A 26208-nucleotide genomic window follows, 5' to 3' on the forward strand; every position below is an offset into this window, starting at 1 on the left:
GATGGAACGCATCTTTTTGACATTATCCGCCATTGCAGTAATTCTGGTCATAGTGGCCGGCGGAGGCGTATTTTGGGCTTCATCCATTTTTATCAATCAGGCAAAAGAAGCCTCCTCTGCTTCTATTGGAACCGGTGCTGCTTTTGGTATTTCTGCGCAAATTGACCAGCTGAACAGTGTGCTTGTCAAGATGGCTCAAGATCCTGATGTGATCGGCGCAATCGACAGCAAAAATCCGGACCTGATCCGTGCCGAAGAACACAAGCTGACTAATTTATTGCCAAGCGCACTGACTATCAGGTTGCTAAGACCTGGCGTTGATCAATTGGATACCAGCCGTATTCCCCATATGGGCTTTGCTGACCTTGATATGGTCAGAGAGACCGTTAATGCTCACCAAATGCCTGCAGTTCAGGGTGATGCAGGACCTAATCGGCATCTGGCCTTGACCGCAAAAGTGGTTAATGACGGACGCGTCATTGGCATTATTCTGGCCAGCCTGAGCTATGACTTTTTGAATGAAAGCTTAAAGGTAGCACCAATTAAAGATCAGTTGATTATATTGAAACAAGCGGATTTTGAACTGGCGAGCACGGGCAATAAATCGCTAAAAGGCAACGCAGACAAAAACACGGTTAATGTTGCCAATACCGGTTGGATGATTGAAGTGTGGTATGAGGGCGGCGCATCAATAGGCGAAGCCGGACTTATATTTGGAATTGTGGTTGCCTGCTGCCTGCTTATTTTATTGGCCTTTTTTGTCAGTTACCGAAAAACGTCGGATATGCTCTCGCACGACCAGAGCAGCGTACTGTTGGCTGTTAAAGATTTGATGACGGGTAATGCTCATGGCAATTACCCTGTTCATCTGACGGAAATGAGCATCATCATTTCAACGCTGGTTCAATTTAAACGGGTTATGGATCACCACGATGACCCCCTGGTACAGGATGACAATTTAGATATTGATGGTTTTTTTGAGCAGTCCAGCTTTGCCATTGAAGAAATCTCCTTTGATGATGTGAGCGAACCTGAAAAAGAAAAACTGGCTACAAAACCGAAAGAAAAACCCATCGCGATGTCCCACGAATTTGCCATTCCACAAACTGTTGTGCCTGCGCCTGTTAAACGCGGCGTACCGGATGAAATTTTCCGAGCTTATGACATTCGCGGCATTGTTGACAAGACCCTGACTAAAAGCATCGTTTATGACCTTGGCCGGGCGCTCGGAACAGAAATAAGAAATAACGACTGTAAAACCGCTGTTATAGCCAGAGACGGACGTAACTCCAGCCCGGCATTTTCTGAAGAGCTAGCGAAAGGTCTTGCTTCTACCGGCTGTGATGTCCTCGATTTGGGCATGGCTCCTACACCTCTTTTATATTTTGTGGTCCAGCATACCGAAGGACGCTCAGGCGTGATGATCACCGGCAGTCATAATCCTGCCGACTACAATGGCTTAAAAATGGTCATTCAGGGCGACACCCTGGCAGCAGAGAGAATTCAGGACATAAAGAAACGCATGGAAGAGGAAGATTACAAGACCGATACTCGCGGGGAAATTGACCAGAACAGCATGTTTGTCTCTGAATATATCGGCATTATTTCCGAAGATATTAAATTGGAGAGAGACTTAAAAGTTGTGTTGGATTGCGGTAATGGCGTCGCGGGTGATATTGGCCCGGTTCTTCTAAAAACATTGGGCTGTGACGTTATAGAGTTGTTTTGTGATATTGACGGTAACTTCCCCAATCATCATCCGGATCCCAGTAAACCTGAAAACCTTCGTGACCTGATCAAAGCGGTAAAAGAGCACGAAGCTGATTTGGGTATCGCCTTCGATGGCGATGGTGACCGTCTGGGTATCGTCGATTCGGATGGCAATATCATTTGGCCGGACCGGCAAATGATGATTTTTGCAAAAGATGTTCTATCCAAAAAACCGGGCTCTGAAATCATCTTCGATGTTAAATGTTCGAAGCATTTGGCCGATCAAATTGTAAAATACGGCGGCCGTCCACTGATGTGGAAAACCGGACATTCTTTTATGAAAGCCAAGCTTAAAGAAACAGGCGCCAAACTGGCGGGAGAAATGAGCGGACATATCTTCTTTAACGACCGCTGGTTCGGTTTTGACGATGCCTTGTATTCCGCAGCCCGAATGCTGGAGATTATCTCGGCAGATTCGCGTTCCAGTGCCCAAATTTTTGCTGAAGTTCCAAACAGCATCAACACCCCGGAATTAATGGTTCACATGGTTGAGGGCGAAAATGTCAACTTCATGAATGCGCTGATTGCCAAAGCTGATTTAAAAGGCTGCAAGATCACACAAGTGGATGGTTTCAGAGCTGATTTTACTGATGGCTGGGGACTGGTAAGAGCGTCCAATACCACGCCTTCACTGGTATTGAGGTTTGAAGCGGACTCTCAGCATGCTTTAAAGCGCATTCAAAATGAATTCAAAATGCTGATGACACGGATTAAACCCGATATAGTATTGCCTTTTTAAGTGAGCACTCGCAAAAAACATGAAATCAAAGACTGCACATCAAATCGCCCATGTATTGATTGAGGCCTTGCCCTATATAAGACGCTTCAAAGACAAAACCATTGTTGTCAAATTTGGCGGTAATGCCATGATCGATGACGAATTGAAAAACAGCTTTGCCCGGGATATTGTCCTAATGAAGCTGGTTGGTTTAAATCCTATTGTTGTCCACGGAGGCGGCCCTCAAATCGGTGATTTGCTTAAACGTCTGGGTAAAACCAGCGAATTTGTCGACGGCATGCGTGTCACCGACAGCGAGACGATGGATGTAGTCGAAATGGTTCTGGGCGGTTTGGTCAATAAAGAAATTGTGAATTTGATCAATCGTCACGGTGGTAAAGCAATTGGCCTAACTGGAAAAGATGGCGATTTTATTCATGCGAAAAAAATTACGATGAAAAAATTAACGCCAGAAGTTTTGGAGCCCGAGATAATTGATTTAGGCCATGTGGGAGAAGTCAGCAGCATCGATCCTTCCGTTTTGTCCATGCTTAACGGCAGTGATTTTATCCCGGTTATTGCACCGATTGGTGTTGGGGACGACGGTTTTTCTTATAACATTAATGCCGATCTGGTTGCCGGAAAAGTCGCTGAAGTATTACAAGCTGAAAAGCTGATATTGCTCACAAACACCGCCGGCATTCTGGATAAGGAAGGAAATCTGCTGACCGGCCTGTCACTCAAGGATGTGAACGACCTGATTGCCGACGGTACCATTTCAGCCGGCATGATCCCAAAAACGCGCTGCGCGACTGACGCGTTAAAAGGAGGCGTATCCAGCGTTCATATCATTGACGGCAGAGTCGAACATGCGGTTTTATTGGAATTGCTTACCGACCAGGGCGTAGGTACGTTATTGGTCGGTCATTCTCGATAGAGCATCATTGATATAAGGCCTGAAAGCCGATCTTATCTCGTTGACTTTCTGACTGTTACACAGCTCTTTTCCTAGTGAAGAATCGCGGCAGCGGATATCAAGAAACAGCTGGTATTCGGATTCATTAACTGCGATTTTGGATAGCGACAAACTCAAATCACTGTCCTTGGACGGCTGACGGCTCATGATGAGCTTGTCACTATCAATATCCGCGCCCGTTGTCGAATGGAAGTGAACGAAGTTGCGGCCGATTTCCCAAGCCTTGTTGCATTGATGATCATTTTCGCAATAAAACAAACCTAATTCGTTGGCGTCTTTTATGCTCGCTATGAGATTGGCTTTAGGCTGGTTTTCGGTCCGCAATTGCGTTAAAAAAAGATATCGCTCGATGTCGGCATTATCGGCTTTTTTCATCTGGTTTTGTTTTTCTATCAATCTATTAATAGAAATTTGCGTTTCTTGAATTTGCTGTTGAGTTGACGAGATATCTTTTAATAATTCATTAGGCACTTTTTGAGCGTTACGCTCAAATGCTGCTGCCTTTTTTTGCTGAGCATCCAGTTGAAATTGAAGCCGGTTAAGATTGCTATCGGTTGCTTTTATCTGTGATTCCATGGATTCGGTTTTGCCCTTGATCATCAGCAATAAGTCATCAATGCTTCTGAATGTACTGACAAGAACGCGGTCATAAGATTTTTGTTTTTCTATGATCTTTTCCTGGGCGCTTCTCAACTCCTGCAATCGTTTGTCGAGCTCCTGCTCTTCTTTAGTCTTGGCTCTATCAGTTGTTTCCAGCACCCGCCCTTTTTTGCTGAGAGTATCACGTCGAAATTTTGAATGTTCGGGTGGGATCTGATCAGAAAAAAAGACATTTCCCTGCTCATCTTCCCAGCGATACATTTTTTTTGCATAGGCAGGCATATTGCAAAGCGCAAATAAAATGATAGCTACAATAAACCTGGATTTGGGCGAATTGTAAGACATAAGTAGTTAAGCGCTATTAAAATTGTTAGGCATCAAGAACAACAACATTTTTTGGTGTGGCTTGGAAAAGTCACTTTGTTATAAATTACCCGATAATTAATGGGTAAACTTTTTATTGGTGCGATTGTAGAAGAAAAATTACTTCCCTGTATACCTTTATCCCATCGGCTTAACCAATTAACCCAGCCAATTGGTGAAGCGGAGGCAACAGCACCATTTTAGCCAGTTGCAGTAAAATCAGAGCCGCCAAGGGTGTTAAATCAACGCCGCCAAAATTCGGGATGAAACTGCGGCATAATCTGAGTAATGGCTCGCTCAGGCTATAAAGTAATGAAGATGCTGCATCAAAAGCCCCTGGATTGAGCCAGCTCAATAAAGCCCGTGCAAAAATCGCAAATATAAAAATATTGAGAAGCAGCGAAATCACTTGCGTAAACGACAGTATCAACAAAGCGGCAAAGCCGATTGACACACCTTTTAACAAAAGAATGGAAAAATCGGCCGTCATTTGTAAAATCATCACCAAAACCAGCGAGGAAGTGTCTATTTTTCCAACTGATGGAATAAACCTGCGCAATAATTTGATGGGAGGATGGGTTGCTTTTACCAAAAACTGAGAAATGGGATTGTAAAAGTCAGCGTTACTCCATTGCAGGAGAAAACGTAACATGACGGCTAAAATGTACAGCGAAAATAAAGTGTCAATCAGAAATATCGCCGGATTTGACATATATGAAGTATCCATCAGCATTCTCCCAGTTGTTTGGACATTTCAATTGAGCGGTCTTTGGCCGCTTTGATTGCTTTTTCAACAAGACTTGAAAAACCGGCTTGCTCGAAAGTTTCTATCGCCGCCTGCGTCGTGCCGCCCGGTGATGTGACCCGTTTGCGTAATTGCTCGGGCGATTCGCTAGCCTCCAGGGCAATTTTTGCAGCGCCTAAAGCGGTTTGCTGAACCAGTAATCGGGCCGTCTGTTCATCCATACCCAGCTCCAGTGCCGTTTTTTCCATTGCTTCCATCAACAGGAAAAAGTAAGCCGGCCCACTGCCCGAAATAGCAGTAACGGTGTCGAGCTGGCTTTCTTCATCAAACCATAAAGAAACACCGACAGAGCGCATGATATTTTCGGCCAGATCTCGCTGCTCTGCGCTCACATTGGCATTGGCATGCAAGCCTGTTGCTCCGGTTAATACCAATGCAGGTGTGTTCGGCATACAGCGGACAATTGCTACTTTTTCTCCCAGCCAATGACTCAAGGATCTTTGCGGTATTCCTGCCGCGATAGAAACGACGAGTTGTTGCTGGTTTATATGGGGCGCAATGTCTAGTGATACTTCTTTGATAACTTGTGGTTTAACAGCTAAGACAATGATTTCGACTTTTTCGGCCAGCGTTTTGTTACTGTCCGCTATGTTAATCTGATGTCCTGCCGCCAAAGCTTCTGCGGCCTGATGGTTGACATCATGGACCCAGAGATCGCTGAAAGAATGGCCGCTGGCTATGAGGCCGGCAATAAGACTGGAGGCCATGTTGCCACCACCGATAAAACCAATTTTTTTCGTTTTCATAGTAAGACGGTTTAATAATGAGTTAATGGTATTCTACCCTATATAAGGTTGATGCGATAAATCACAAGGCCCCTACTTTTTTTCCTTACCATGATTGACACGATTTATATTGAAGAAAGTATCGCAAATCACCCCAGAGTGGATGAAATCTGCGCCCGATTTCCTGCTGCACGCAAAATCGCTTGTCAGCGTTATGGGGAAGTGTTTAATCCCCGCGCTCAGAATTTCCGTCTGCAAAAGCTGAAACCGGCACTGATCCTGGCTGAAAAGTATCAGCGATTTGTGCTTGAGGCACCCAGCGGATATGGGATAGGTGCCCAAAAGAATTATTATTTTTCCCATATGCTCAATTGCCTGTATGACTGCCGGTATTGCTTTTTACAAGGCATGTACCAATCGGCGCACTATGTGTTATTCGTAAACTATGAGGACTATCAACAGGAAATTCTGCGCATCGCCCAAAGCGCCGGTAATGAAATGACGCATTTTTTTTCAGGTTATGATTGCGACAGTTTGGCTTTGGAGCCGGTCACCGGTTTTGCCGAATCGTTTTTACCGGTGTTTGAAACATTGCCTAATGCCTGGCTGGAGTTAAGAACCAAGAGCACCCAGGTCAGAACATTGCTGGAGCGCCAGCCTCAACCTCGCTGTGTAGTCGCATTTAGCCTATCGCCTGACACCGTCGCCAAAGCAATTGAGGACAAGGCTCCAACGCTGGACAGACGCTTGATTGCCTTATCCAAACTACAGGCAGCGGGATGGCCGATTGGTTTACGATTTGATCCCTTGATTTACTACCGGGATTTTAAATCCGATTACCGGCAGTTTTTTGAACAGGTTTTTTCGGTTATTGACCTAAACCAATTGCATTCGGTCAGTCTCGGCGTTTTCAGATTACCGGAGCACTACTTTAAAAAGATGCACAAGCTCTATCCCGAGGAAAAATTATTTTCCGGACCGCTGATTAGCGCTGCAGGCAAGGTGTCTTATTCTGCCGATCTTGAGCAGGACATGATTACTTATTGCCGCGACGAGTTACTCAAATTCATACCGGAGGAAAAATACTTTCCATGCCAGATATAGCAAGAACCATTTTGGTGACCGGCGCAAGTTCGGGAATAGGCCGCGCGATAGCCAGAAAACTACTGGACCAAGGGCATACTGTCATCGGTGCATCCAGAGATTGCAGCCAATTCACTAAAGTGCGGCCTCATTTTTATCCCTTTGAAATGAATTTAAGCCAGTTAACATCTTTACCCGATGCCGTTCAGCGCTTACTGAAGACTTACCCCGCTATAGACGCCGCTGTTTTATGCGCAGGCAGGGGGCAGTTTGGCTCATTGGAGGAGTTTTCCTATGCTCAGTTAGAAGCGTTGATAACCCTCAATTTTACCAGCCAGGCTTTTCTGACCCGGGCGCTGCTGCCCCATTTCAAGCGCCAGTCAAACAGCGATATCATTTTCATCGGTTCGGAAGCGGGCTTGCGCGGCGCGCAAAAAGGCAGTATTTACTGCGCCAGTAAATTCGCAATACGCGGCTTTACTCAAGCGCTACGTGAAGAATGCTCAAAAAGTCATTTAAGAATCGCATTGATTAATCCCGGAATGGTCAAAACACCTTTTTTTGATGCGCTATCGTTTATGCCTGGATCTTCGGAAGGTCAATATATAAGGCCTGAAGATGTTGCCGATGCGGTTTTATATGTCCTGGCTTCAAACACGGCTATCGTGATCGATGAAATCAATCTGAGCCCGCTTAATAAAGTGATCAGCTTTAAAAAGGAAACGAAAATTTAGGACCTTGTTAAAAATCGCCATCTCACTTATAAAGTGAAACCAAACTCTTTTCCGGCAGCATAATTTACTCTTTGTGAAAATAAGCTTACTGCAGAGCTTTTATCGGGAGAGTAAAATGTTCAGCGAATTTAGCTGAGTTCCTCGCATGAGCTGAGGGTGATAAGCTTGATTTTCTGGACCCTTCGTTGGGAATTGAAGCGTTTAAACTAGAGATCCAAAATGTTAAATCTAATAAAAATGAAAGCCATGATCTGGTTTTTGCTGGGTTTTGCCGGCTGTGTATTCCTTATGTCCATGGGCGCTTACTTTCAGTTTGTCGGCGGACTTGAGCCCTGCCCTCTCTGCATTTCCCAGCGCATAGGCATCATGTTAACAGGCTTGGTTTTTTTAATTGCAGGACTCCATAATCCAGCAGAAAAAGGCCGTAAAATCTATTCAATTCTAGGAACCCTGGTCGCTTTATGCGGCGGAGCGGTTTCGATCAGACACATCTGGATTCAGCATCTTCCGCCCGATGAAGTGCCCGAATGCGGCCCAGGCATTGAATACATGATGGAAAACTTTCCATTGTCTGAAGTCATCAAACAAATGCTGAGCGGTACCGGCGATTGCGCTAAAGTCGACTGGACCCTGCTGGGTTTCAGCATGCCGGCCTGGACATTGGTCGCGTTTTTAATGCTGGCCGGACTCAGCTTGTTGCAATTTTGGAATTCTAACGGTTAAAAATAAGGATAAATGTTATGAAATTGATATTGTACAAATTACCGGCATTGCTGCTTTTATTGATATGCAGTGCACAAGCTCAATCAGAAATGAATTTATCCCAAGCCATTGAGGGGACTCATCGATCTGCTGAAAATAAAGCCCGTGACCGTTACCGGCATCCGGAAGAAACCCTCCGTTTTTTTGATGTTCAAAACACCATGACTGTGGTCGAGCTTTCCCCCGGTGCAGGATGGTATACCGAGATTCTGGCCCCTTATTTAAAAGACAAGGGCATGCTATATGCGGCACACTTTTCAGAAACCGCAAAAATACCTTACTTTATAAAGAGCCTGACAGACTTCAAGTCCAAGTTAGCCGCTAATCCGGAAATATACGGAGCGGTTGAATTAACTGCTCTGCAACCGCCTGAATTTACAAACATTGCTCCCGAAGGGTCCTGCGACAGGGCGTTGACATTCCGCAATGTGCACAACTGGATGAAAGACGGCCAAGCGGAAGCGGTCTTCGCTGCGGCCTACAAAGCACTTAAACCGGGCGGCATTTTTGGAGTGGTAGAGCATCGCAGCTTACCTGATGCAACATTGGATCGGCAAATCACCTCCGGTTATGTCAGCGAAAATCAAGTCATCACTTATGCTGAAAAGGCAGGGTTTAAATTACTGGAAAAAGCTGAAATCAATGCCAACCCCAAAGATACCAAAGATCACCCTATGGGCGTCTGGACCTTGCCGCCTGCATTAAAACTAGGCCAGCAAAACAGAGCACATTACCTGGATATCGGGGAGAGCGATCGCATGACTTTAAAATTCATTAAACCTTGAGAGAACATAAAATTAACTAAATGCAATGAAAAAAATTAATTGTGTGAAACAGCTCACAAAGTTACACACAGTTAATTATTGCTGTTTAGTTGAATGAAAAATCTTTTTCGTATTTTTTTAGCGCAATTAATATTCCCAGATCACTGATATACATTAGCTTTTATCAATAACTCACTTCTTTGATGACGGCAACAAAATAAATACTTAATTATCCATCCACAGAGTTATCCACAGCCTGCGTCAATAATTATCCTAATGAATCAAGCCCAAACAATTACCGCACGTAATGAGGTGCATGACTAACTCATACGCAACTGAAGAGCCTATTTTTAAAATTGCTGTTTCAGTCCCGCTGTATCGCCTCTTTGATTATCGCGCGCCGGAAAATCTGGAATCTATAGACTTGAAGCCCGGTATCAGAGTCGAGGTTCCATTTGGAAAAGCATTAAAAGTTGGTGTCCTGGTTGAAATCGTTTGGCAGACCGATAGACCGTTAGAAAAACTCAAACGAATTGCCCGGATCATAGACGACGTTCCGTTATTGTCCGGCCTAGATTTACAGCTGTTGCATTGGGCCGGCAATTATTATCATCATTCCATCGGCGAGGTTATTGCCGCCGCTTTTCCTGTGGGATTAAGGAACGGGAAACCTGCAAAATCAGGACAGGAAAAACGCTATGGCTTGACTTCGGCCGGTCGGAATTTGGAGCCTTCCGCGCTTAAACGCGCGCATAAACAACGTTTATTACTGGAAAAATTCCAGGCATCGCCCAACAGTTTATCCGAATCGGATTTGTCTGAAACCGAAGGTCACTGGCGCCTTTTATTGAAGAGTCTACTGGAAAAGCAGCTGGTATTTATTGACGAAAACAGCGCGCCGGTTGACCGCGCCGCTTTGCTGCAAGCTCCGGAATTACTGCCCAATCCGGCCCAGCAGTCGGCGATTGATGCGATCAGAGGCGCATTGGGAGAATTCCGGGTATTTCTGCTGGAAGGCGTCACCGGCAGCGGAAAGACCGAAGTGTACATGCAGATCATTCGATCAGTGCTTGAATCAGGACGCCAGGTGCTGATTCTGCTGCCTGAAATCAGCTTGACACCGCAATTGGAACACCGTTTCAGACAACGCTTTGCCTGCCCGGTTGCCGTCACTCATTCGAAACTGACCAACCAGCAGCGTCAAACCGCCTGGTTATCCATGCAGACAGGCAAAGCATCCATCCTGCTAGGTACGCGCTCGGCCTTACTGACACCACTTAAATCACCCGGCTTGATCATTCTGGATGAAGAGCATGACGCCTCTTTCAAACAGCAGGAGGGCTTTCGTTTTTCAGCGCGTGATATTGCCGTCATGCGGGCAAAACTTTTACATGTACCCGTTGTTTTGGGCTCGGCGACGCCTTCGCTGGAGAGTTATTTCAATGTTGCCCAGCAGCGTTATACGCTGCTGCATTTATCGCAAAGAGCCGGAGTCGCGGTTGCTCCTGCCTGCCATCTGCTGGATATACGTAATAAAAAACTGAATGGCGGCCTGTCAGAACCGCTGATCAGTGAAATTAGCGCGACGCTGGCCAGACAGGAACAAGTACTGATTTTTCTAAACCGCCGAGGCTTTGCTCCGACCTTGATTTGTCACGCGTGTGGCTGGGTTGCACGATGTAAACGCTGTGAAGCAAACTTGGTCGTTCATATGGATCAGCGTGTGTTGCGCTGTCACCATTGCGGCCATGAACAGCCGTTACACCATCAGTGCCCTGCCTGCAAAGCCGTCGATGTGATGCCTTTAGGCTTGGGAACTGAACGCGTGGAGCATGTCCTGCCCGATTTGTTTCCGGGTAAAGCCATCATCCGTCTGGATAGGGACACGACACAGCGAAAAGGCGTTTGGGAGCAGTATATTGACAAGATCAACCGAAATCAGATCGATATCATTATCGGCACGCAAATGCTCGCAAAAGGCCATCATTTTCCAAATGTCACGCTGGTCGTTTTGCTGGATGCCGATAGCGGTTTATTCAGTATTGATTTTCGAGCCACCGAGCGCTTGGCGCAGCTGATTGTTCAGGTTGCCGGACGCGCAGGCCGCGCAGAAAAGCCGGGTAAAGTCATTTTGCAGACCAGACACCCCGAACACCCTCTCCTGCTCACCTTGCTGAATGAACAATACGGCAATTTTGTTACTGCAACCTTGAATGAACGCCGGGCAGCCGGTCTTCCTCCCTATAGCTTTCAGGCTTTATTAAGAGTCGAGTCAAATCAACCTGAGCAGACCACACAGTTTTTCGAATCAGTTGCCAAAATCATTCATCAAACGGCCGATAAAAGCCTGCAAGTGCTAGGGCCAGTCCCTGCGCCGTTGGCGAGAAAGGCGGGACGCTACCGTTATCAATTATTGTTTCAAAGCGCACAACGAAAACCATTGCACCGGTTTTTGGACACTTTTTTGCCCGCACTGGAAAAGCTTGCCAGTGCCAGAAAAGTTCGCTGGTCAATTGATGTTGACCCGATTGACCTTTATTAAAAATGCCGGCTATAAACGCAGTCTTGTGAGCTGGCTTTATAGCCATGACAGCAACTCCATGTTTGAACTTTTATGCGGCTTGAGGGAAGGCGAAAGCCTTGCGAGGAAGGCCTTAGACCCATCGATGGGGGCTTGACGGCAGCATCCCTATCCCTGGTGCCGACATCCCCGCAAAGCTTACGCCTCCCCTTTTTTATCATCAAACGGGGAATTACTGATTGCCATTATGCTTGCAAGTAGGTTGCTGACAGCAATTCTCAGTTTGATCTTTTCTGCGTCATTTTAGGCTGGGAAAAGCCTTTTAAGGATCGCCGTAAACCCTTCCATGGGGGCTTGACAGCAGCATCCCTGCAGCCGACATCCTCAAAAAGCTTCCCCCAGCCCTTTTTTTTGTTCAAATTGAGAATTGCTGGGGTTGCTGATGTTTGAATGGATAATCAACGGTCTTTAGTGGATAATAATTCGTTATTTTTGACTTAGAGCAACAAAGCCGTAATGAAACAAAAATTAGAGGCGCTGATTCTCACTGCTGTTGATACGTTAAAAAATGAAGGCGTAATTGACGCGGGAATAACTCCCAAAATTACTATAGAAAACTCTCGAGATTTGCAGCATGGGGATTTCGCAACCAATGTCGCCCTGGTCCTTGCAAAACCTGCCAAATCAAACCCCAGGGCATTAGCCGAAAAGATTGTTGCCGCTTTGCCCAAAGATGAACTGGTGTCACGCATTGAAATAGCGGGACCTGGATTTATCAATTTTTTTATTAACCCCGATGCCCAATTTCAAATTGTCAGTCAAATCCTGGATCAGGGTGCCAAGTTCGGGCTGAGCCAGACAGGTGCAGGCCAAAAAGTGCAGGTTGAGTTTGTCTCCGCCAATCCCACAGGACCTTTGCACGTTGGTCATGGACGGGGCGCCGCTTATGGATCGGTGGTCGCCGATTTGCTTGAAGCGGCGGGATTTACCGTGCATAGGGAATACTATGTGAATGATGCAGGAAGGCAGATGGATATTCTGGCAACCAGCATCTGGTTGCGCTATCTGGCTGAATGCGGCGAAGTGGTCCCTTTTCCGACTAACGGTTACCGGGGTGAATATGTGCGTGAAATCGCCGGGGATATTCACAAGTCTGCGGGTAATGATTATCGCAGACCGGCTGAACTTATAGTTGAAGATATTCCACCCGATGAACCCCAAGGCGGTGATAAGGAAACGCATATTGATGCACTGATCGCCCGGGCTAAAACCTTGTTAGGCGTTAGCCTTTATGAGGATTTTTTCCAAATTGGGCTCAAAACCATATTGCAGGATATTCGCCAGGATTTGGCAGAATTTGGCGTGAATTATCAGGAATGGTTTTCCGAACGCTCGCTGATGGAAAGCGGTGCGGTCGAAGAGGCTCTGGATCGTTTACGGCAAGCCGGTTATCTTTACGAGCAGGACGGCGCAACCTGGTTTGCCTCCAGCCGTTTAGGCGATGAAAAAGACCGCGTTGTGATTCGTGATAATGGCCAGATGACTTATTTTGCCTCCGACATTGCCTATCACATGAACAAGCTGGATAGAGGTTACGATAAAATTGTCAACATCTGGGGCGCCGATCACCATGGCTACATTCCCAGAGTTAAAGCGTCGATTGAAGCTTTAGGCGCGGATGCGTCAAAATTGACGGTGTTGCTGGTTCAATTTGCCGTGTTGTACCGGGGCGAAGAAAAAGTGCAAATGTCCACACGCTCCGGTGAGTTTGTCACATTAAGACAGTTGCGTAACGAAGTTGGACAGGACGCCGCCCGCTTTTTCTATGTCATGCGCCGCTCAGAGCAGCATATGGATTTTGACCTTAAACTGGCCACCTCCAAATCCAATGAAAACCCCGTTTACTATGTTCAATATGCCTACGCACGGGTTTGCAGTGTGCTGAGGCAGCTGGATGAAAAAAACTGGGAACGGGACATTACGCTGGGTATGGATAATCTGAATTGTCTGCGTGAAGAGCATGAGATGGCGCTATTAACCACGCTGGCGCGTTATCCTGAGGTATTGGAACGCTCGGCGCTGATGTACGAACCGCATCAACTAGTCCATTATTTACGGGATTTGGCGACTGAATTCCATACTTACTACAATGCCCACCAATTTTTGGTTGAAGACCCGGTTATTCGTAACGCCAGACTCAATTTAATTTGCGCAGTCAAGCAGGTACTGTCTAATGGTTTGCTACTATTAAAAATTAATACGCCAGAGGCCATGTAATGTCCAGAGATTATAAAAACCGGGGGAGGGGCAGAGTCGTCAAAAAGGCGCCGTCTGCGATTGCCGGCTGGAAATGGGTGGCGATAGCGGGAATCATCGGCGCGTTCGGCATTTTTTTATTTTCTCTTAAAGACAATAAAACGGATCAAACCGCTGAGCAACCAGCACTTAACACTGCAGAACCCAAGACTCAAATCGCCCAAACCAAACCGGTGGCGCAAAAACCAAAACCGGTTGAAGAAAAAAAAGCCGAAGAGCCTCATTTTGATTTTTACACTATTTTGCCGGCAAAAGAGGTGGTTATACCCGAATATGAAATCAAAACGCGGGTTAGAGAAGAGCGCGTCGGCAAGGCAAAAGAGTCCAAATATACCTTACAGGCAGGATCGTTTCGGGATTTTGCCGATGCAGACCGGTTGCGGGCAAAACTGGCGCTAATGGGACTGGTCGCCCGGGTTGAAAAAGCCAAAGTCGGCGATGTGATTTGGAACCGGGTAAAACTGGGTCCTTACGAACAAATGAGCAGTGTCACAACCATCAAGGACCGCCTCAAGAAAAATGGCATTGATGCCATGGTAACAGAAGGCGGACGCTAGATTTCATGCTCCATGAGGTAAACAATGAGCTTTTATAAACATCATCTGTTTTTTTGTACCAACCAACGAGAAAACGGCGCCGCCTGTTGTGCCGACTTTAACGCGCAAGAGCTGCGCGATTATGCCAAAGAGCAGGTCAAGGCATTAAAGCTGAGCGGACCCAAAAAATGCCGGGTCAACAATGCCGGCTGTTTGGACCGTTGCGCTCAAGGTCCTGTGCTTGTGGTTTACCCGGAAGGCGTTTGGTACAAATACAGCAGTAAAACCGATATCGACGAAATCATTACGGAACATCTGCAAAAAGGCCACATTGTTGAAAGGCTTTTAATTGATCAATAAATGTGACAAAAGATGCCTAGCGCTTTAATCTGGTTCAAATTGCCTTAAGTTGCACGCTGATTAACGATTCCGGTAAAGAGCCAAGAAACGGCTACACTTTCTCCTGTTGCAACCTGTTACTCTTAACACTTGAATCAAACGTTAAGAGTTTGATCCGCTTCGAAAACGAATTCCTATTTTAGAGAGATTAGCACCATGAAAGGTATTATTCTGGCAGGGGGCACCGGCACTCGGCTCTATCCGATCACAAAAGGCGTTAGTAAACAGTTAATGCCTATTTACGACAAGCCGATGATTTATTATCCGCTTTCTGTGCTGATGCTGGCGGGCATCACCGAAGTGTTGATCATCTCTACGCCGCATGATTTACCGCTTTTTCAAGCTTTATTGGGTAGTGGCGAAGAAATCGGCATGACCTTCAGTTATAAAGTTCAGCCCTCACCCGACGGACTTGCTCAAGCATTTATACTGGGCGAAGAATTTATTGGTTCCGATAGCGTATGCATGGTGTTGGGGGACAATATTTTTTACGGTCACGGCTTGAGTAAAATGCTGGGCAGAGCGATTTCCCATGTTGAAGAACGGCAGAAAGCAACGGTATTCGGCTACTATGTCAAAGACCCCGAACGTTATGGCGTTGCCGAGTTTGATAGCGATGGTGACGTTCAAAGTATCGAAGAGAAACCCGCGCAACCGAAAAGCAATTATGCCGTCGTCGGACTTTATTTTTATCCGAACAATGTTGTCGATATCGTCAAAACGCTTAAACCTTCCGCTCGAGGTGAGCTCGAAATTACCGGCTTAAATCAGCTTTACCTTGACCAAGGCAACCTTAAAGTGGAACTGATGGGACGCGGTTTTGCCTGGCTCGATACCGGTACCCATGAATCCTTGATGGAAGCTTCCAATTTCATACAAACCATAGAAAACCGGCAAGGTTTGAAAGTGGCGTGTATTGAGGAAATCGCTTATGAACAAGGTTATATTTCCAAAGAACAATTGCTCGAACTGGCGCAACCGCTTAAAAAGAACCAATACGGTCAATATTTGATTCATCGAGCCAGTCAAGGGAGGATTGTGAAATGAAGTTTAGCGTAACCGCATTACCTGACGTTGTTATCATTGAACCACAAATTTTCGGCGACCACAGAGGCTACTTTATTGAGACCTTCCGGCAGGACAAACTGGATGACTTTCTAGGTTATAAAATCAACTTCGTACAGGACAATGAGTCCAAATCGGGCGTCGGCGTTCTGAGAGGCCTGCATTATCAGCTGCCACCGGCGGCGCAAACCAAACTGGTCAGAGTTATCCAAGGAAAAGTGCTGGATGTAGCCGTCGACATCAGAAAAGGCAGCCCCAGCTTTGGGCAGCATGTAGCCGTCGAGTTATCCGGTGACAATAAGCGCCAGATGCTGGTTCCTCGGGGGTTTGCCCACGGTTTTGTGGTGCTGGAGGAAGATACGGTCTTTGCTTATAAAGTCGATAACTACTATTCGCCGGAAAATGACAGAGGCATAGCTTTTGACGACCAGGCGTTAGGCATCAACTGGCAGATTAAAAAAGACCGGCTCCAACTATCAGCTAAAGATACCCGGCAACCGCTGCTCAATGACGCGGAAGTATTTGAATACGGTGGTTCATTGTATGACTAAAACGTTGCTAGTAACCGGCGCACAGGGTCAACTGGGCAGTGAACTTCGTTTGTTAAGCCCTAAACACCCTGACTTATCGTTTACGTTTATCGGCAGAGACGATATTGATTTGAGTCAGCCTGAAGCTATCCAGGCCTATTTCAAAGACAAAACCTTTGATGTCATCATCAATTGTGCCGCCTACACGGCTGTCGATAAAGCCGAATCAGAACCGGCTCTGGCAAAGTCGATCAATGCCGATGCCGTCGAAGTCCTGGCAAGCATCGCCAAAGAAAAAAATAGCGCCATCATCCATATTTCTACCGATTATGTTTTTGACGGTAAAAATTACCGGCCTTACCTCGAAACCGATAAGACTGATCCTCAAAGCGTTTACGGGCAAACCAAGTTGGAGGGTGAACAGGCCTTGCAGAACATTAATCCGCCCAAATCCCTCATCATCAGAACTTCCTGGGTTTATTCCAGTTTTGGCACTAATTTTGTCAAAACCATGCTGCGCCTCGGTAAAGAAAGGGAATCGCTGGGTGTTATTTTCGATCAGGTTGGTACACCCACGTATGCCCGCGATTTAGCGCATGCGATTTTAACCCTCGTCGTAAATCCGCAACTTTACGCGCTGACTGCCACCGAAATTGTCCATTACAGCAATGAAGGTGTGTGCAGTTGGTATGATTTTGCCACAACCCTATTTGAACTTTCCGGTCAGACCTGTCAGGTCAATCCTATCGAAACCAAAGACTACCCCACCCCCGCCACGCGGCCCCATTACAGCTTGCTCAACAAAACAAAGATAAAGCAGCAATTTGGCATTTCAATTCCTTACTGGAAAGAGAGTCTGGCTGAATGTTTGAGTCTTCTGAAACCGTCTTGATGATCATGAGGATGCTTTTATAACCCCGAATGATGAGGGTCACAATTATTTAAGCCTGCCTTTTGTCCCGCTCAATCAGCGCATAGGCTGAGTGATTGTGGATAGACTCGAAATTTTCCGATTCGACGACATAAGCGCTGATGCGAGGCTCTGCATCCAGGCGGCTTGCCACATCCCGCACCATGTCTTCGACAAATTTGGGATTATCGTAGGCATACTCGGTGACGTATTTTTCATCGGGCCGTTTTAGCAACCCATAGATCTGACAAGAAGCTTCCTGTTCAACCAATTCTATCAACTCCTCCAGCCAAACAAAATCTTCAATCAGTACCGTTAAGGTGACATGTGAGCGCTGATTGTGGGCGCCCCGATCCGAAATGGTTTTGGAACAAGGACAGAGGCTGGTCACCGGCACGATCACTTTGATCCGTGTCTGTATTTGAGTGCCGGTAATTTCGCCGATCAGACTGACCTGATAATCGAGCAAACTGCGCACCCCGCTGACCGGTGCGGCTTTGTCGATAAAAAACGGAAAGCGCATTTCGATATAGCCTGATTCGGCATCCAGCCGTTCCGTCATTTCCGTCAACATCTGCCGGAACGAGGCGACGCTGATTTCCCGGTCATGCTGATTGAGTATCTCAACAAAACGCGACATGTGAGTGCCTTTAAAATCATGCGGCAAATTGACATACATATCGAATACAGCAATCGTATGCTGCTCGCCTTCTGCACGGTCTTTAACCCGAACCGGATGGCGAATAGCCTTGATACCGACTTTATCAATGGCAATGCGTCTTGCATCGGGAATGCCCTGCACATCTTTTAACAGGGATTTAGGCATAATCTGATTCATCTTTTCATCCAGGTTTAAGTCTAAGGCGTTTGCTCTCGCAGCCGAGACATGATTTCTTCGGCCAAACCTTTAATTTCGCCGGTCGTAATGAGTACCAAACGCCCCCGGTTGCCGGTTTCAGCGCGATTTGGCAGCGGAACGGGTGGAAACAGTCTTCCGGTGATGCCATGCACGGCCAAAGGCTGGCTGTGTTCAAGAGTAAACACAACCCCTTTAAGCCTGACAATGTGTTCGCGATGCTCGTTCAGCAAATTTTCCAGCACGGTTTGCAGGCGTGGCCAGGCCATCGGATGATCAAAATGCAGGGAGATACTGCTAAAGCCGTGATCGGGTCCATCAATGGCAGCAAGTGAGTCGACCGCCCGAAATTTGCTGCCAAAATTGAGCAGCGCTTCCGGGTCAAATCCGCCATTGACAACCTCCAGACGTGGCGTTGCCGGGGCCAATTCATTGAGTCTGTCCTGTAAGCGCAGGATCTGTTCAGAATTAGCCAGGTCAGTTTGCGTGATCACCAGTTTATCCGCCCAGGTTATCTGAGCCTGGGCCTCGGGAAACCGGTTCAGATAATCATCGGCGGCAATGGCCGAAACAGTCGCGATCATGCCTTGATAATGGTATTTGGTCGATAGCCAGCGTTCATTCAACAAGGTATCGAGAATAGGTTCAGGACTGGCGACACCGCTGGTTTCGATAAAAATCCGGCTGAACGGTTTATCGGATTTGCCATCCCAGGCCATGCGCAGGTTTTTAAGCAACGGCGCCAGCGCCCCCCGCACCTGACAGCATAGGCAACCGCCCGATAAGGTGGTCAATGGAATATTGCGTTCCTTGATGAGTTGTTGATCGATGGGCGTCGCACCAAACTCGTTGATAATAACGGCAGAATGCGGCTGATGTTGCAGTAAGCGGTTCAATAGCGTCGTTTTACCGCTACCCAGAAAGCCGCTGAGCACCACTACAGGTATGCGTTCGACGTTTTTTGACTTGATCATGAATGGCTTGCCAGATAAGGCGTTCCACACGAATGCCTGATAAATCGCTCGTTATCGGATTGATTAAAACTGACATCGGCTACGGCAAAACTATCTAACTTCAGATTGTAAAACTGATCGTAATAGAGTTGCAGACGCCGTTCGATTTGTTTATCGAACTCTGGCTGCACAATTTGAGCCGTGCCGTTGCGCCGTCCGACAATCTCACCATCTTTAACCACCAAATGCCCGTTTTTAAACACGAGAGCGGCATGACCGAACATTGCCGCTTTGTCCGCTTGTTCAGTGTAAACGGCAATATCGGCAACGGCACCCGGCATTAAATGCCCCCGATCCGCCAAACCTAACAATTGGGCCGCTGCGGTCCGGGTCATGATCGCAATGTCATACAAGGTAAATTCTTTATGCAGATCTTTAAGCAGCGACATTGCGACCGCTTCCTGATTCAACTGCGCCATGCACTCCAGGCGATAGTCTTTATCCATTAATAACCGGATCAGAAAAGGGTACATGGTAAAAGGTCCGCCATTGGGATGATCGGTTGTAAAAAACAGCCGCCAGGGGTCTTCTGCCAGCAGAAATATCTCCAGGCCGATTAACCACTGCAAACTATTGACGAAACTGGACTCTTTATAGCAATAAGGGACAACGCCGCCGCTACCCTCGCATTCAGCATCCAAGGCCACCCATTTGTTGGGTGAGGCGTCATGTCTGCGGCTGTATTGGGCGATCACGTCCCCGGAAATCGTCACTGTTTGCGCAAATAGAACCTGCCCTACGTCCATTGTAATATTCGGATGTTTTTTGAAGCCATCAATCAACTTGGCCGCAGCCGTCGAAAATCCGCGATTGCCTTCGTTGCCGTACCCGTAAAACTGGATATGCGCCAAATGCATTGGCAAGCCTTGGGCGGCCTCCATGGTTGCCAGCGCAGTATCGACATTGCCGGGAATGCCTAAATTATTGCAATGCACATGAACCGGATGTGGAAGCTGGATTTCACAAGCGGCACGTTGCAAGGTTTGCAAAATATGCCGCGAACTGACACCGTATTCAGGAACCTGATCATCAAGGTCAAAGCTGCGAGCATTTGACTTAAACGCATTCGCGCCACCGGCGTTAATAACTTTTAAACCCAGGCAGCGCGTGGCATGCAACGTCCAGGCTACGTAATCGTTAATCTGATTTTGAGCAACTCCGGTCCGTAATAAGCGCAATAAATAATCATCATTACCCAGTATCGCAAGTCCTGCTGTATCGATGATAGGAATATCCGCCATTTGCAGATGCGCATCCAGAGCATTAATCGGCAGCACAGCCGGTTCAACAACTGTCGTATAACCCATGAGCGCATAGCGGTAACCGGTTTCTGTCGCCGACCAACGGGCCGTGCTGAACGGATGGTTGAGCTTGCGGGCCAGAAAATTGCGGTGTTGTTCGGGCAATAACAATCGGGCGGTATTGACGTTGCCCCCGGCAATATGACTATGAATATCAATGGCACCGGCCATGACGACTTTCCCGGTTATGTCATATTCCACATCGGCAAGGCTGGCAGATTCGGGATGATTGACAATGACACCGTCGCGAATATAAATATCGCTGACAACACCTTCTTGCTTTTGGGCCGGATCGTATATTCTTCCGCCTTTTAACCGAATCAACATGTTTTGGGTCCCATTAACTCAGAATAATTATTTGAACCACGAAATTTACTAAATTCGGCATTCATCTAATGCACTAAAAAACGCTTCACGGGGCAAATTGCGGCCGATGAACACCATAACGCTTTTGCGATTTTCGTCTATTGCCCAGGGCTTGCCGAAATCATAATTCATCAACATATGTACCCCTTGATAAATTACGCTGGATTCATGGCCTTTGATATTCATGATGCCTTTGTAGCGAAGCATATCCTGCCCATAAATACGAATCATCGCATCCAGGAAGGCAAGAATGCGTGAAGGATCAAATGCCTGATCGCTTTGATAGACGAATGAGGTAACCTCATCGTCATGTTCATGACTCACGTCGACAAGAAAATCAGGCTCAATTTCCAAAATCGTTTGCAAATTAAAGCCGCTAATATCGAGGATGTCACTCAAATTGCACTCACCAAAATTAGCCTGTTGAATCGGCGCACGCGGATTCATCGCTCGTAATCGCTTTTCCAGGTTATTCAGGCTTACCGGTTCTGACAAATCACTCTTTGTCAGCAGCAAACGGTCGGCAAACGCGACTTGTTCCTGGGCTTCATGATGTTCATCCAGTTGTTGTTGCGCGTGCTTGGCATCGACAACGGTGATAATCGCATCCAGCGAATAAAATTCTGCAATAGCTTCTTCGACAAAAAAGGTTTGGGCGACGGGCGCAGGATCCGCTAAACCGGTTGTTTCGATAATGACCCGGTCGAAATGAATTTGCCCGGTTTTACGCTTTTCGCTCAACTCACCCAGAATGCGCACCAAATCACCACGTACCGTACAACAAATACAACCATTATTCATTTCGACAATTTGTTCATCCCCTTGAATCAAGAGATCGTTATCGATACCTTCCTCGCCGAATTCATTTTCAATGACAGCGATCCGCTTCCCATGCTCCTCGGATAAGATGCGATTCAATAAGGTGGTTTTACCGGCCCCCAGAAATCCGGTCAGAATGGTTACGGGCACTGGATCGTGTTGATTTGACTCGGTCATGCAGAATCTCCGGGTTATAGCTTAACGATAGGAACAGAGGAACGATTGTTGCGTTTTAACTGGCTCTCAATAACGAGTGAGCAGGCAATTTTCAGTTAGAACCATCAGGCAAAATCCAGGGTGAGCAGTAACCGCCGTGGCAGATCGGCGCTGAGTTTTGGCGAACGATGCACGGCACCGTGCAGTTCGTTACCTGTCCAATTGCTGCCTTTCAAAAGACCGACCGAATACGCCGGCATGGTATGAATAAAGCTTGAATCACTCACCATTCCTGATGAGTCATCTTTTGAATCATGCCTGACAAGAACCGGTTTTATGCGCTTAACCTCTTTGTCCTCAAGCCATTCAGTCCCTATGCCGCCGTAAGTCGAAACCAGTCGGCACGGAACCGCATCGACATGAAACTTCGGGCACATCGGGCGATCCAGGGTACGCAGGCGCAAACCCACCCGTTTAAGATCAAACAAATCGCAAAACAAGGTAGTCAGATGAGCAATGTCCTGACAAAAAGCGGGATAGCCTTCGAGGTGGCTCGCCGCAGGTATCAGCCTGGAAAAATCAAACGTATTGACCGGCAAATTCTCGATAACGCCGATATCGACAGCGCTTTGCAGCAACTCGCCGATAAAGGCTTCAACACCGGGATCTATTGCCCGATTTATCTGGCAAATGTTAACGCTGTCTTCATAAATTCGCGTCAGATCGGCTAAATCATCCGAAATTATCGCTTCTGAATAGGCCGGTTTAAAAATAGTGCGGGGATTGGCGGACATTATTTCTTCCTCATTCTCTCAAGGTGTTTTATTCCATCTCAGCCGGAGCCGGTTCAAGCCACTGTGGAAAATTATCCTGAAACTGTCGCCAGGCTTCAGGGCCAAGGTCTAATTCTTCATCGGACAGCAGGCAATTATCCAACTCTTGCCGGGTTTGATCGGCATTGACATTTTGACCAATAAAAACCAGTTCCTGACGGCAATCACCGAACCGCGTCTGCCAGTTGGCTTTAATATCGGCAATGTGTTCTTCCGGCCATTCGGACTCAGGCACTGAAGCCCACCAGCGTCCGGCACAGCCGTGCTGCATCATGCCGCCGGCTTGTGACCAGGTGCCTACCCATTCGGGCCGTGATGCCAGCCAGAAAAACCCTTTGGAACGCAGCAAGGTACCGTTATCCCAATCGCCCTCATGCAAATAGTCATAAAACCGGCCTGGATGAAAAGGACGGCGGGCGCTGTAAACAAAACTGGCAATGCCGTATTCTTCGGTTTCGGGCTGATGCTCGCCGCGCATTTCTTTTAACCAGCCCGGCGCTTGCGCGGCTTTGTCAAAATCGAATGTCCCTGTGTTTAATAATTTAGCGAGCGGTGCCTGCCCCATGACCATAGGAATGATCTCTGCATCGCGGTTTAGCTGCCGCAGTATGGCTGTCATATTGGCTATTTCATCGGTACTGACCAAATCGATTTTAGAAATCAAAATGACATTACTGAATTCAATTTGATCGACCAGCAGATCGGCGATATTGCGCTCGTCATCTTCGCCTAATTCCGCATTGATTTCTTTCAATGATTGCGCTTCCATGTAATCACGCATGAAATTGACGGCATCAACGACAGTCACCAGCGTATCCAGTTGAGCAATATCCGATAAACTGGTGCCAAGTTCGTCCCTGAAAGTAAAGGTTTCAGCTATCGGCATCGGCTCTGCGATACCGGTTGACTCGATCAGCAAATAATCAAAACGACCTTCTTTAGCCAATTTTCCGACTTCTACCAATAAATCTTCGCGCAATGTGCAACAGATACAACCGTTGCTCATTTCGATCAGTTTTTCCTCGGAGCGGCTCAACGATAATTCGTTCTTAACCAATGCCGCATCGATATTGACTTCACTCATATCATTAACAATCACGGCAATCTTCAAATTTTCCCGATTGTTCAGGATATTGTTCAACAACGTGGTTTTCCCTGCGCCTAAAAAGCCGGACAGGACTGTGACGGGGAGTTTGCGTGGAAAATCTTCAAGCATCTTAAAACCTCAATGAATTTTACAAATGTTATAACATAACCTTTGTAAAGCGCAAAACACTTCCCCTCTAAATTTAGAACCCGTGAGTGTTACACTAGCTTTTTATTCAACAGCAACCGTAAACCGATTTGATCCCGCTTAGCCTTTATATCCATATTCCCTGGTGCATCAGAAAATGCCCTTACTGTGACTTTAATTCCCATGCAGTCAAGAGCGAACTTCCTGAACAGCGCTATGTCTCCGTGTTACTAAACGATCTGGAACATGATCTTCAGCATTTTGCTATAGCCCGACCGATCAACAGTATTTTTATCGGCGGAGGAACGCCAAGCCTGTTTTCACCCGAAGCGCTCAATAGCTTATTGGAAGGTATTAAACAGAAAGTCGGTTTTTCGGATAATCCGGAAATAACTCTGGAAGCCAATCCCGGCACTTTTGAGCTGGATAAGTTTGCAGAGTTTAGAGCACTAGGGATTAACCGCCTGTCAATCGGTGTTCAGAGTTTTAATGACACCTTGCTGCAAAAACTCGGCCGGGTACATTCGTCTAAAGAAGCGATTCGTGCCGCTGAAACAGCGCATCAGGTAGGATTTAACAATTTTAACCTGGACTTGATGTTTGGACTGCCCGCTACGGACAATCATAGCAGCCGGACAGACGTTGAAATGGCGATCAAACTGAACCCCGCACATATTTCGTTTTACCAGCTTACGCTGGAACCCAATACCTTGTTTCACAAGTTTCCACCACAATTGCCCGATGATGAGCATATCTATGCGGAGCAACAGGCATGTCAACAGGAGTTAGCCGATCACCAATACGGCCAGTATGAAATTTCAGCTTACAGTAAGCCTGGTTTCGAGTGCCGCCATAATCTTAATTATTGGCAATTTGGCGATTATCTGGGTATCGGCGCGGGTGCACATGGCAAAATAAGTACTCATCTGCCAAAGGGCATATTCCGCACCGCCAAACCCAAAAGCCCCGAAATTTATCAAGCCCAAACGCATCTTCAACCGAGCGTCGCGATAGGAACCGATGCGTTGGCATTGGAATTTCTAATGAACCAGCTTCGGCTTAAAAAAGGCTTTACGCTGAGCCAATATGAACGCATGACAGGATTGAGCGCCGAATCGTTGCAACCCGCATTAGCCGAGTGCCTCAGTCTCGGTTTGATCAGTCATGAAGAGACTATTTACAAATGCAGCGAAAAAGGCTGGAATTTTCTGGACTCCGTGCTCGAAAGGTTCATTCGTTAGCCCTCGCGGGTTATACTAATCGCTGCACTGACAATCATTAAGCCCTCATTCGGAAGCACTCAACCTATGCTAGCGTTTCAAAAAGACTTTATTCACTACACCTTGGACTGCGGCGTACTCAAGTTTGGTGAATTCCAGCTCAAGTCAGGCCGTATCAGCCCCTTTTTTTTCAATACCGGTTTATTTAAAACCGGCGCGCAATTGGGCAAATTGGGCGAATTTTATGCACATGCGCTCATTGAATCCAAATTACCTGTCGACGTCTTGTTCGGCCCCGCATACAAGGGCATCCCGCTGGTCTGCGCAACGGCAATCGCTTATGCGCGGCTGGCCGGACAAGATATTCCGTTTGCGTTTAACCGTAAAGAAGCGAAAGACCATGGCGAGGGCGGCACTCTCGTTGGCTCGGAATTGGCTGGTAACATTCTGATACTCGATGATGTCATTACTGCCGGAACCTCAGTCAGGGAGTCTGTCACCCTTATCAGAGCCGCAAATGCCAAACCGGCCGGCGTTCTGATTGCGCTGGATCGTCAGGAAAAAGGTGAAAACCAATTCTCGGCCACTCAAGAAGTTAGTGCCACTTTCGACATGCCTGTATTTTCTATAATAAGCCTAGAGCACATTATCGAATATCTGAATGAACAGCCTGAAGCCAACCACTATTTAGAGAAAATTAATGCTTACAGGGAACAGTATGGCGTCACAAATTCTCGTACCGGATGATTTATAGCCGCAGCGGACTAACAGTAATCAAGATATAGTCTACAATTACCCCGAAACAGGTTTTACCGACTTGACCCCTGCAGACC

At 46.9% G+C, this 26208-nt stretch carries 24 protein-coding genes; 15 read left to right on the forward strand and 9 right to left on the reverse strand.

All coding sequences use genetic code 11. The features are described from left to right. Window position 1 precedes the first annotated feature (1 nt). Together Q7V32_RS08405 and argB are read left to right on the forward strand one after the other, a co-directional pair. The gene (locus tag Q7V32_RS08405) at window positions 2-2509 is read left to right on the forward strand and encodes a phosphomannomutase/phosphoglucomutase (RefSeq protein ID WP_304896532.1); all 2508 of its coding nucleotides are present in this window, start codon (window positions 2-4) and stop codon (window positions 2507-2509) included. 19 nt (window positions 2510-2528) lie between these two features. Next, complete coding sequence (gene argB / locus Q7V32_RS08410; protein WP_304896533.1) at window positions 2529-3425, forward strand: acetylglutamate kinase; 897 nt, start codon at window positions 2529-2531, stop codon at window positions 3423-3425. Here argB and Q7V32_RS08415 read toward each other — a convergent pair. From Q7V32_RS08415 to proC, 3 genes are all read right to left on the reverse strand, one after another. Continuing rightward, window positions 3402-4409, reverse strand: coding sequence for a DUF4124 domain-containing protein (locus Q7V32_RS08415; protein WP_304896534.1), 1008 nt, complete (start codon window positions 4407-4409; stop codon window positions 3402-3404). The two genes, argB and Q7V32_RS08415, sit on opposite strands and share 24 nt — an antisense overlap. 169 nt (window positions 4410-4578) lie before the next feature. Beyond that, entirely contained in the window at window positions 4579-5154 is a 576-nt protein-coding gene (locus Q7V32_RS08420; RefSeq protein WP_304896535.1) for a YggT family protein, read from the reverse strand. Beyond that, window positions 5154-5978 carry a pyrroline-5-carboxylate reductase gene (proC, locus tag Q7V32_RS08425; protein WP_304896536.1) on the reverse strand — a complete coding sequence of 275 codons (825 nt, stop codon included), beginning with the start codon at window positions 5976-5978 and terminating at the stop codon, window positions 5154-5156. Before proC ends, Q7V32_RS08420 begins: the two co-directional genes overlap by 1 nt. A gap of 90 nt (window positions 5979-6068) precedes the next feature. Between proC and Q7V32_RS08430 the strand changes: the two genes are divergently transcribed. The 11 genes from Q7V32_RS08430 to rfbD all read left to right on the forward strand — a co-directional run bounded on the left by Q7V32_RS08430 (window position 6069) and on the right by rfbD (window position 17559). After that, a complete protein-coding gene (locus tag Q7V32_RS08430; RefSeq protein ID WP_304896537.1) occupies window positions 6069-7061 on the forward strand; it encodes a spore photoproduct lyase family protein in 993 nt (330 codons plus the stop codon). Then, a complete protein-coding gene (locus tag Q7V32_RS08435; RefSeq protein ID WP_304896538.1) occupies window positions 7049-7774 on the forward strand; it encodes an SDR family oxidoreductase in 726 nt (241 codons plus the stop codon). The genes Q7V32_RS08430 and Q7V32_RS08435 overlap by 13 nt, the downstream gene beginning before the upstream one ends. A gap of 219 nt (window positions 7775-7993) precedes the next feature. Continuing rightward, window positions 7994-8497 (forward strand): disulfide bond formation protein B, encoded by a 504-nt coding sequence (locus tag Q7V32_RS08440; RefSeq protein ID WP_304896539.1) that lies wholly within the window; start codon window positions 7994-7996, stop codon window positions 8495-8497. A gap of 17 nt (window positions 8498-8514) precedes the next feature. Beyond that, on the forward strand, window positions 8515-9321 hold the full coding sequence (locus Q7V32_RS08445; RefSeq protein ID WP_304896540.1) for a class I SAM-dependent methyltransferase: 807 nt from the start codon (window positions 8515-8517) through the stop codon (window positions 9319-9321). 295 nt (window positions 9322-9616) lie between these two features. After that, the gene (locus tag Q7V32_RS08450; protein WP_304896541.1) at window positions 9617-11842 is read left to right on the forward strand and encodes a primosomal protein N'; all 2226 of its coding nucleotides are present in this window, start codon (window positions 9617-9619) and stop codon (window positions 11840-11842) included. 495 nt (window positions 11843-12337) lie between these two features. Next, complete coding sequence (argS, locus tag Q7V32_RS08455; RefSeq protein WP_304896542.1) at window positions 12338-14098, forward strand: arginine--tRNA ligase; 1761 nt, start codon at window positions 12338-12340, stop codon at window positions 14096-14098. Then, entirely contained in the window at window positions 14098-14694 is a 597-nt protein-coding gene (locus tag Q7V32_RS08460) for an SPOR domain-containing protein (RefSeq protein WP_304896543.1), read from the forward strand. Before argS ends, Q7V32_RS08460 begins: the two co-directional genes overlap by 1 nt. 24 nt (window positions 14695-14718) lie before the next feature. After that, window positions 14719-15033, forward strand: a complete 315-nt coding sequence (locus Q7V32_RS08465) for a ferredoxin (protein WP_304896544.1) — start codon at window positions 14719-14721, stop codon at window positions 15031-15033. Window positions 15034-15228: 195 nt separating this feature from the next. Further along, window positions 15229-16119, forward strand: a complete 891-nt coding sequence (gene rfbA, locus Q7V32_RS08470) for a glucose-1-phosphate thymidylyltransferase RfbA (RefSeq protein WP_304896545.1) — start codon at window positions 15229-15231, stop codon at window positions 16117-16119. Next, window positions 16116-16688: a dTDP-4-dehydrorhamnose 3,5-epimerase gene (gene rfbC / locus Q7V32_RS08475; RefSeq protein ID WP_304896546.1), complete on the forward strand. Its 573-nt coding sequence runs from the start codon at window positions 16116-16118 to the stop codon at window positions 16686-16688. The genes rfbA and rfbC overlap by 4 nt, the downstream gene beginning before the upstream one ends. Next, a complete protein-coding gene (gene rfbD / locus Q7V32_RS08480) occupies window positions 16681-17559 on the forward strand; it encodes a dTDP-4-dehydrorhamnose reductase (protein ID WP_304896547.1) in 879 nt (292 codons plus the stop codon). The genes rfbC and rfbD overlap by 8 nt, the downstream gene beginning before the upstream one ends. A 49-nt stretch (window positions 17560-17608) precedes the next feature. On the opposite strand, the gene folE2 is transcribed toward rfbD, so the two are convergent. From folE2 to zigA, 6 genes are all read right to left on the reverse strand, one after another. Continuing rightward, window positions 17609-18415, reverse strand: coding sequence for a GTP cyclohydrolase FolE2 (gene folE2, locus Q7V32_RS08485; RefSeq protein WP_304896548.1), 807 nt, complete (start codon window positions 18413-18415; stop codon window positions 17609-17611). A gap of 20 nt (window positions 18416-18435) precedes the next feature. After that, window positions 18436-19407 carry a GTP-binding protein gene (locus Q7V32_RS08490; RefSeq protein WP_304896549.1) on the reverse strand — a complete coding sequence of 324 codons (972 nt, stop codon included), beginning with the start codon at window positions 19405-19407 and terminating at the stop codon, window positions 18436-18438. Then, window positions 19404-21074: a formylmethanofuran dehydrogenase subunit A gene (locus Q7V32_RS08495; protein ID WP_304896550.1), complete on the reverse strand. Its 1671-nt coding sequence runs from the start codon at window positions 21072-21074 to the stop codon at window positions 19404-19406. The genes Q7V32_RS08490 and Q7V32_RS08495 overlap by 4 nt, the downstream gene beginning before the upstream one ends. 48 nt (window positions 21075-21122) lie before the next feature. Further along, entirely contained in the window at window positions 21123-22109 is a 987-nt protein-coding gene (locus Q7V32_RS08500) for a GTP-binding protein (protein ID WP_304896551.1), read from the reverse strand. A gap of 104 nt (window positions 22110-22213) precedes the next feature. Beyond that, on the reverse strand, window positions 22214-22882 hold the full coding sequence (locus Q7V32_RS08505) for a DUF1826 domain-containing protein (protein ID WP_304896552.1): 669 nt from the start codon (window positions 22880-22882) through the stop codon (window positions 22214-22216). A 28-nt stretch (window positions 22883-22910) separates the two neighbouring features. Next, window positions 22911-24137: a zinc metallochaperone GTPase ZigA gene (zigA, locus tag Q7V32_RS08510; protein WP_304896553.1), complete on the reverse strand. Its 1227-nt coding sequence runs from the start codon at window positions 24135-24137 to the stop codon at window positions 22911-22913. A gap of 128 nt (window positions 24138-24265) precedes the next feature. On the opposite strand from zigA, the gene hemW reads away from it, so the two are divergent. Together hemW and pyrE are read left to right on the forward strand one after the other, a co-directional pair. Then, window positions 24266-25396 (forward strand): radical SAM family heme chaperone HemW, encoded by a 1131-nt coding sequence (gene hemW, locus Q7V32_RS08515; protein WP_304896554.1) that lies wholly within the window; start codon window positions 24266-24268, stop codon window positions 25394-25396. 66 nt (window positions 25397-25462) lie between these two features. Next, complete coding sequence (gene pyrE / locus Q7V32_RS08520; RefSeq protein ID WP_304896555.1) at window positions 25463-26122, forward strand: orotate phosphoribosyltransferase; 660 nt, start codon at window positions 25463-25465, stop codon at window positions 26120-26122. The last annotated feature ends 86 nt before the right edge of the window (window positions 26123-26208 follow it).

Origin of the sequence: Methylicorpusculum sp. (assembly GCF_030651835.1) — a bacterium.
Taxonomy (GTDB): domain Bacteria; phylum Pseudomonadota; class Gammaproteobacteria; order Methylococcales; family Methylomonadaceae; genus Methylicorpusculum.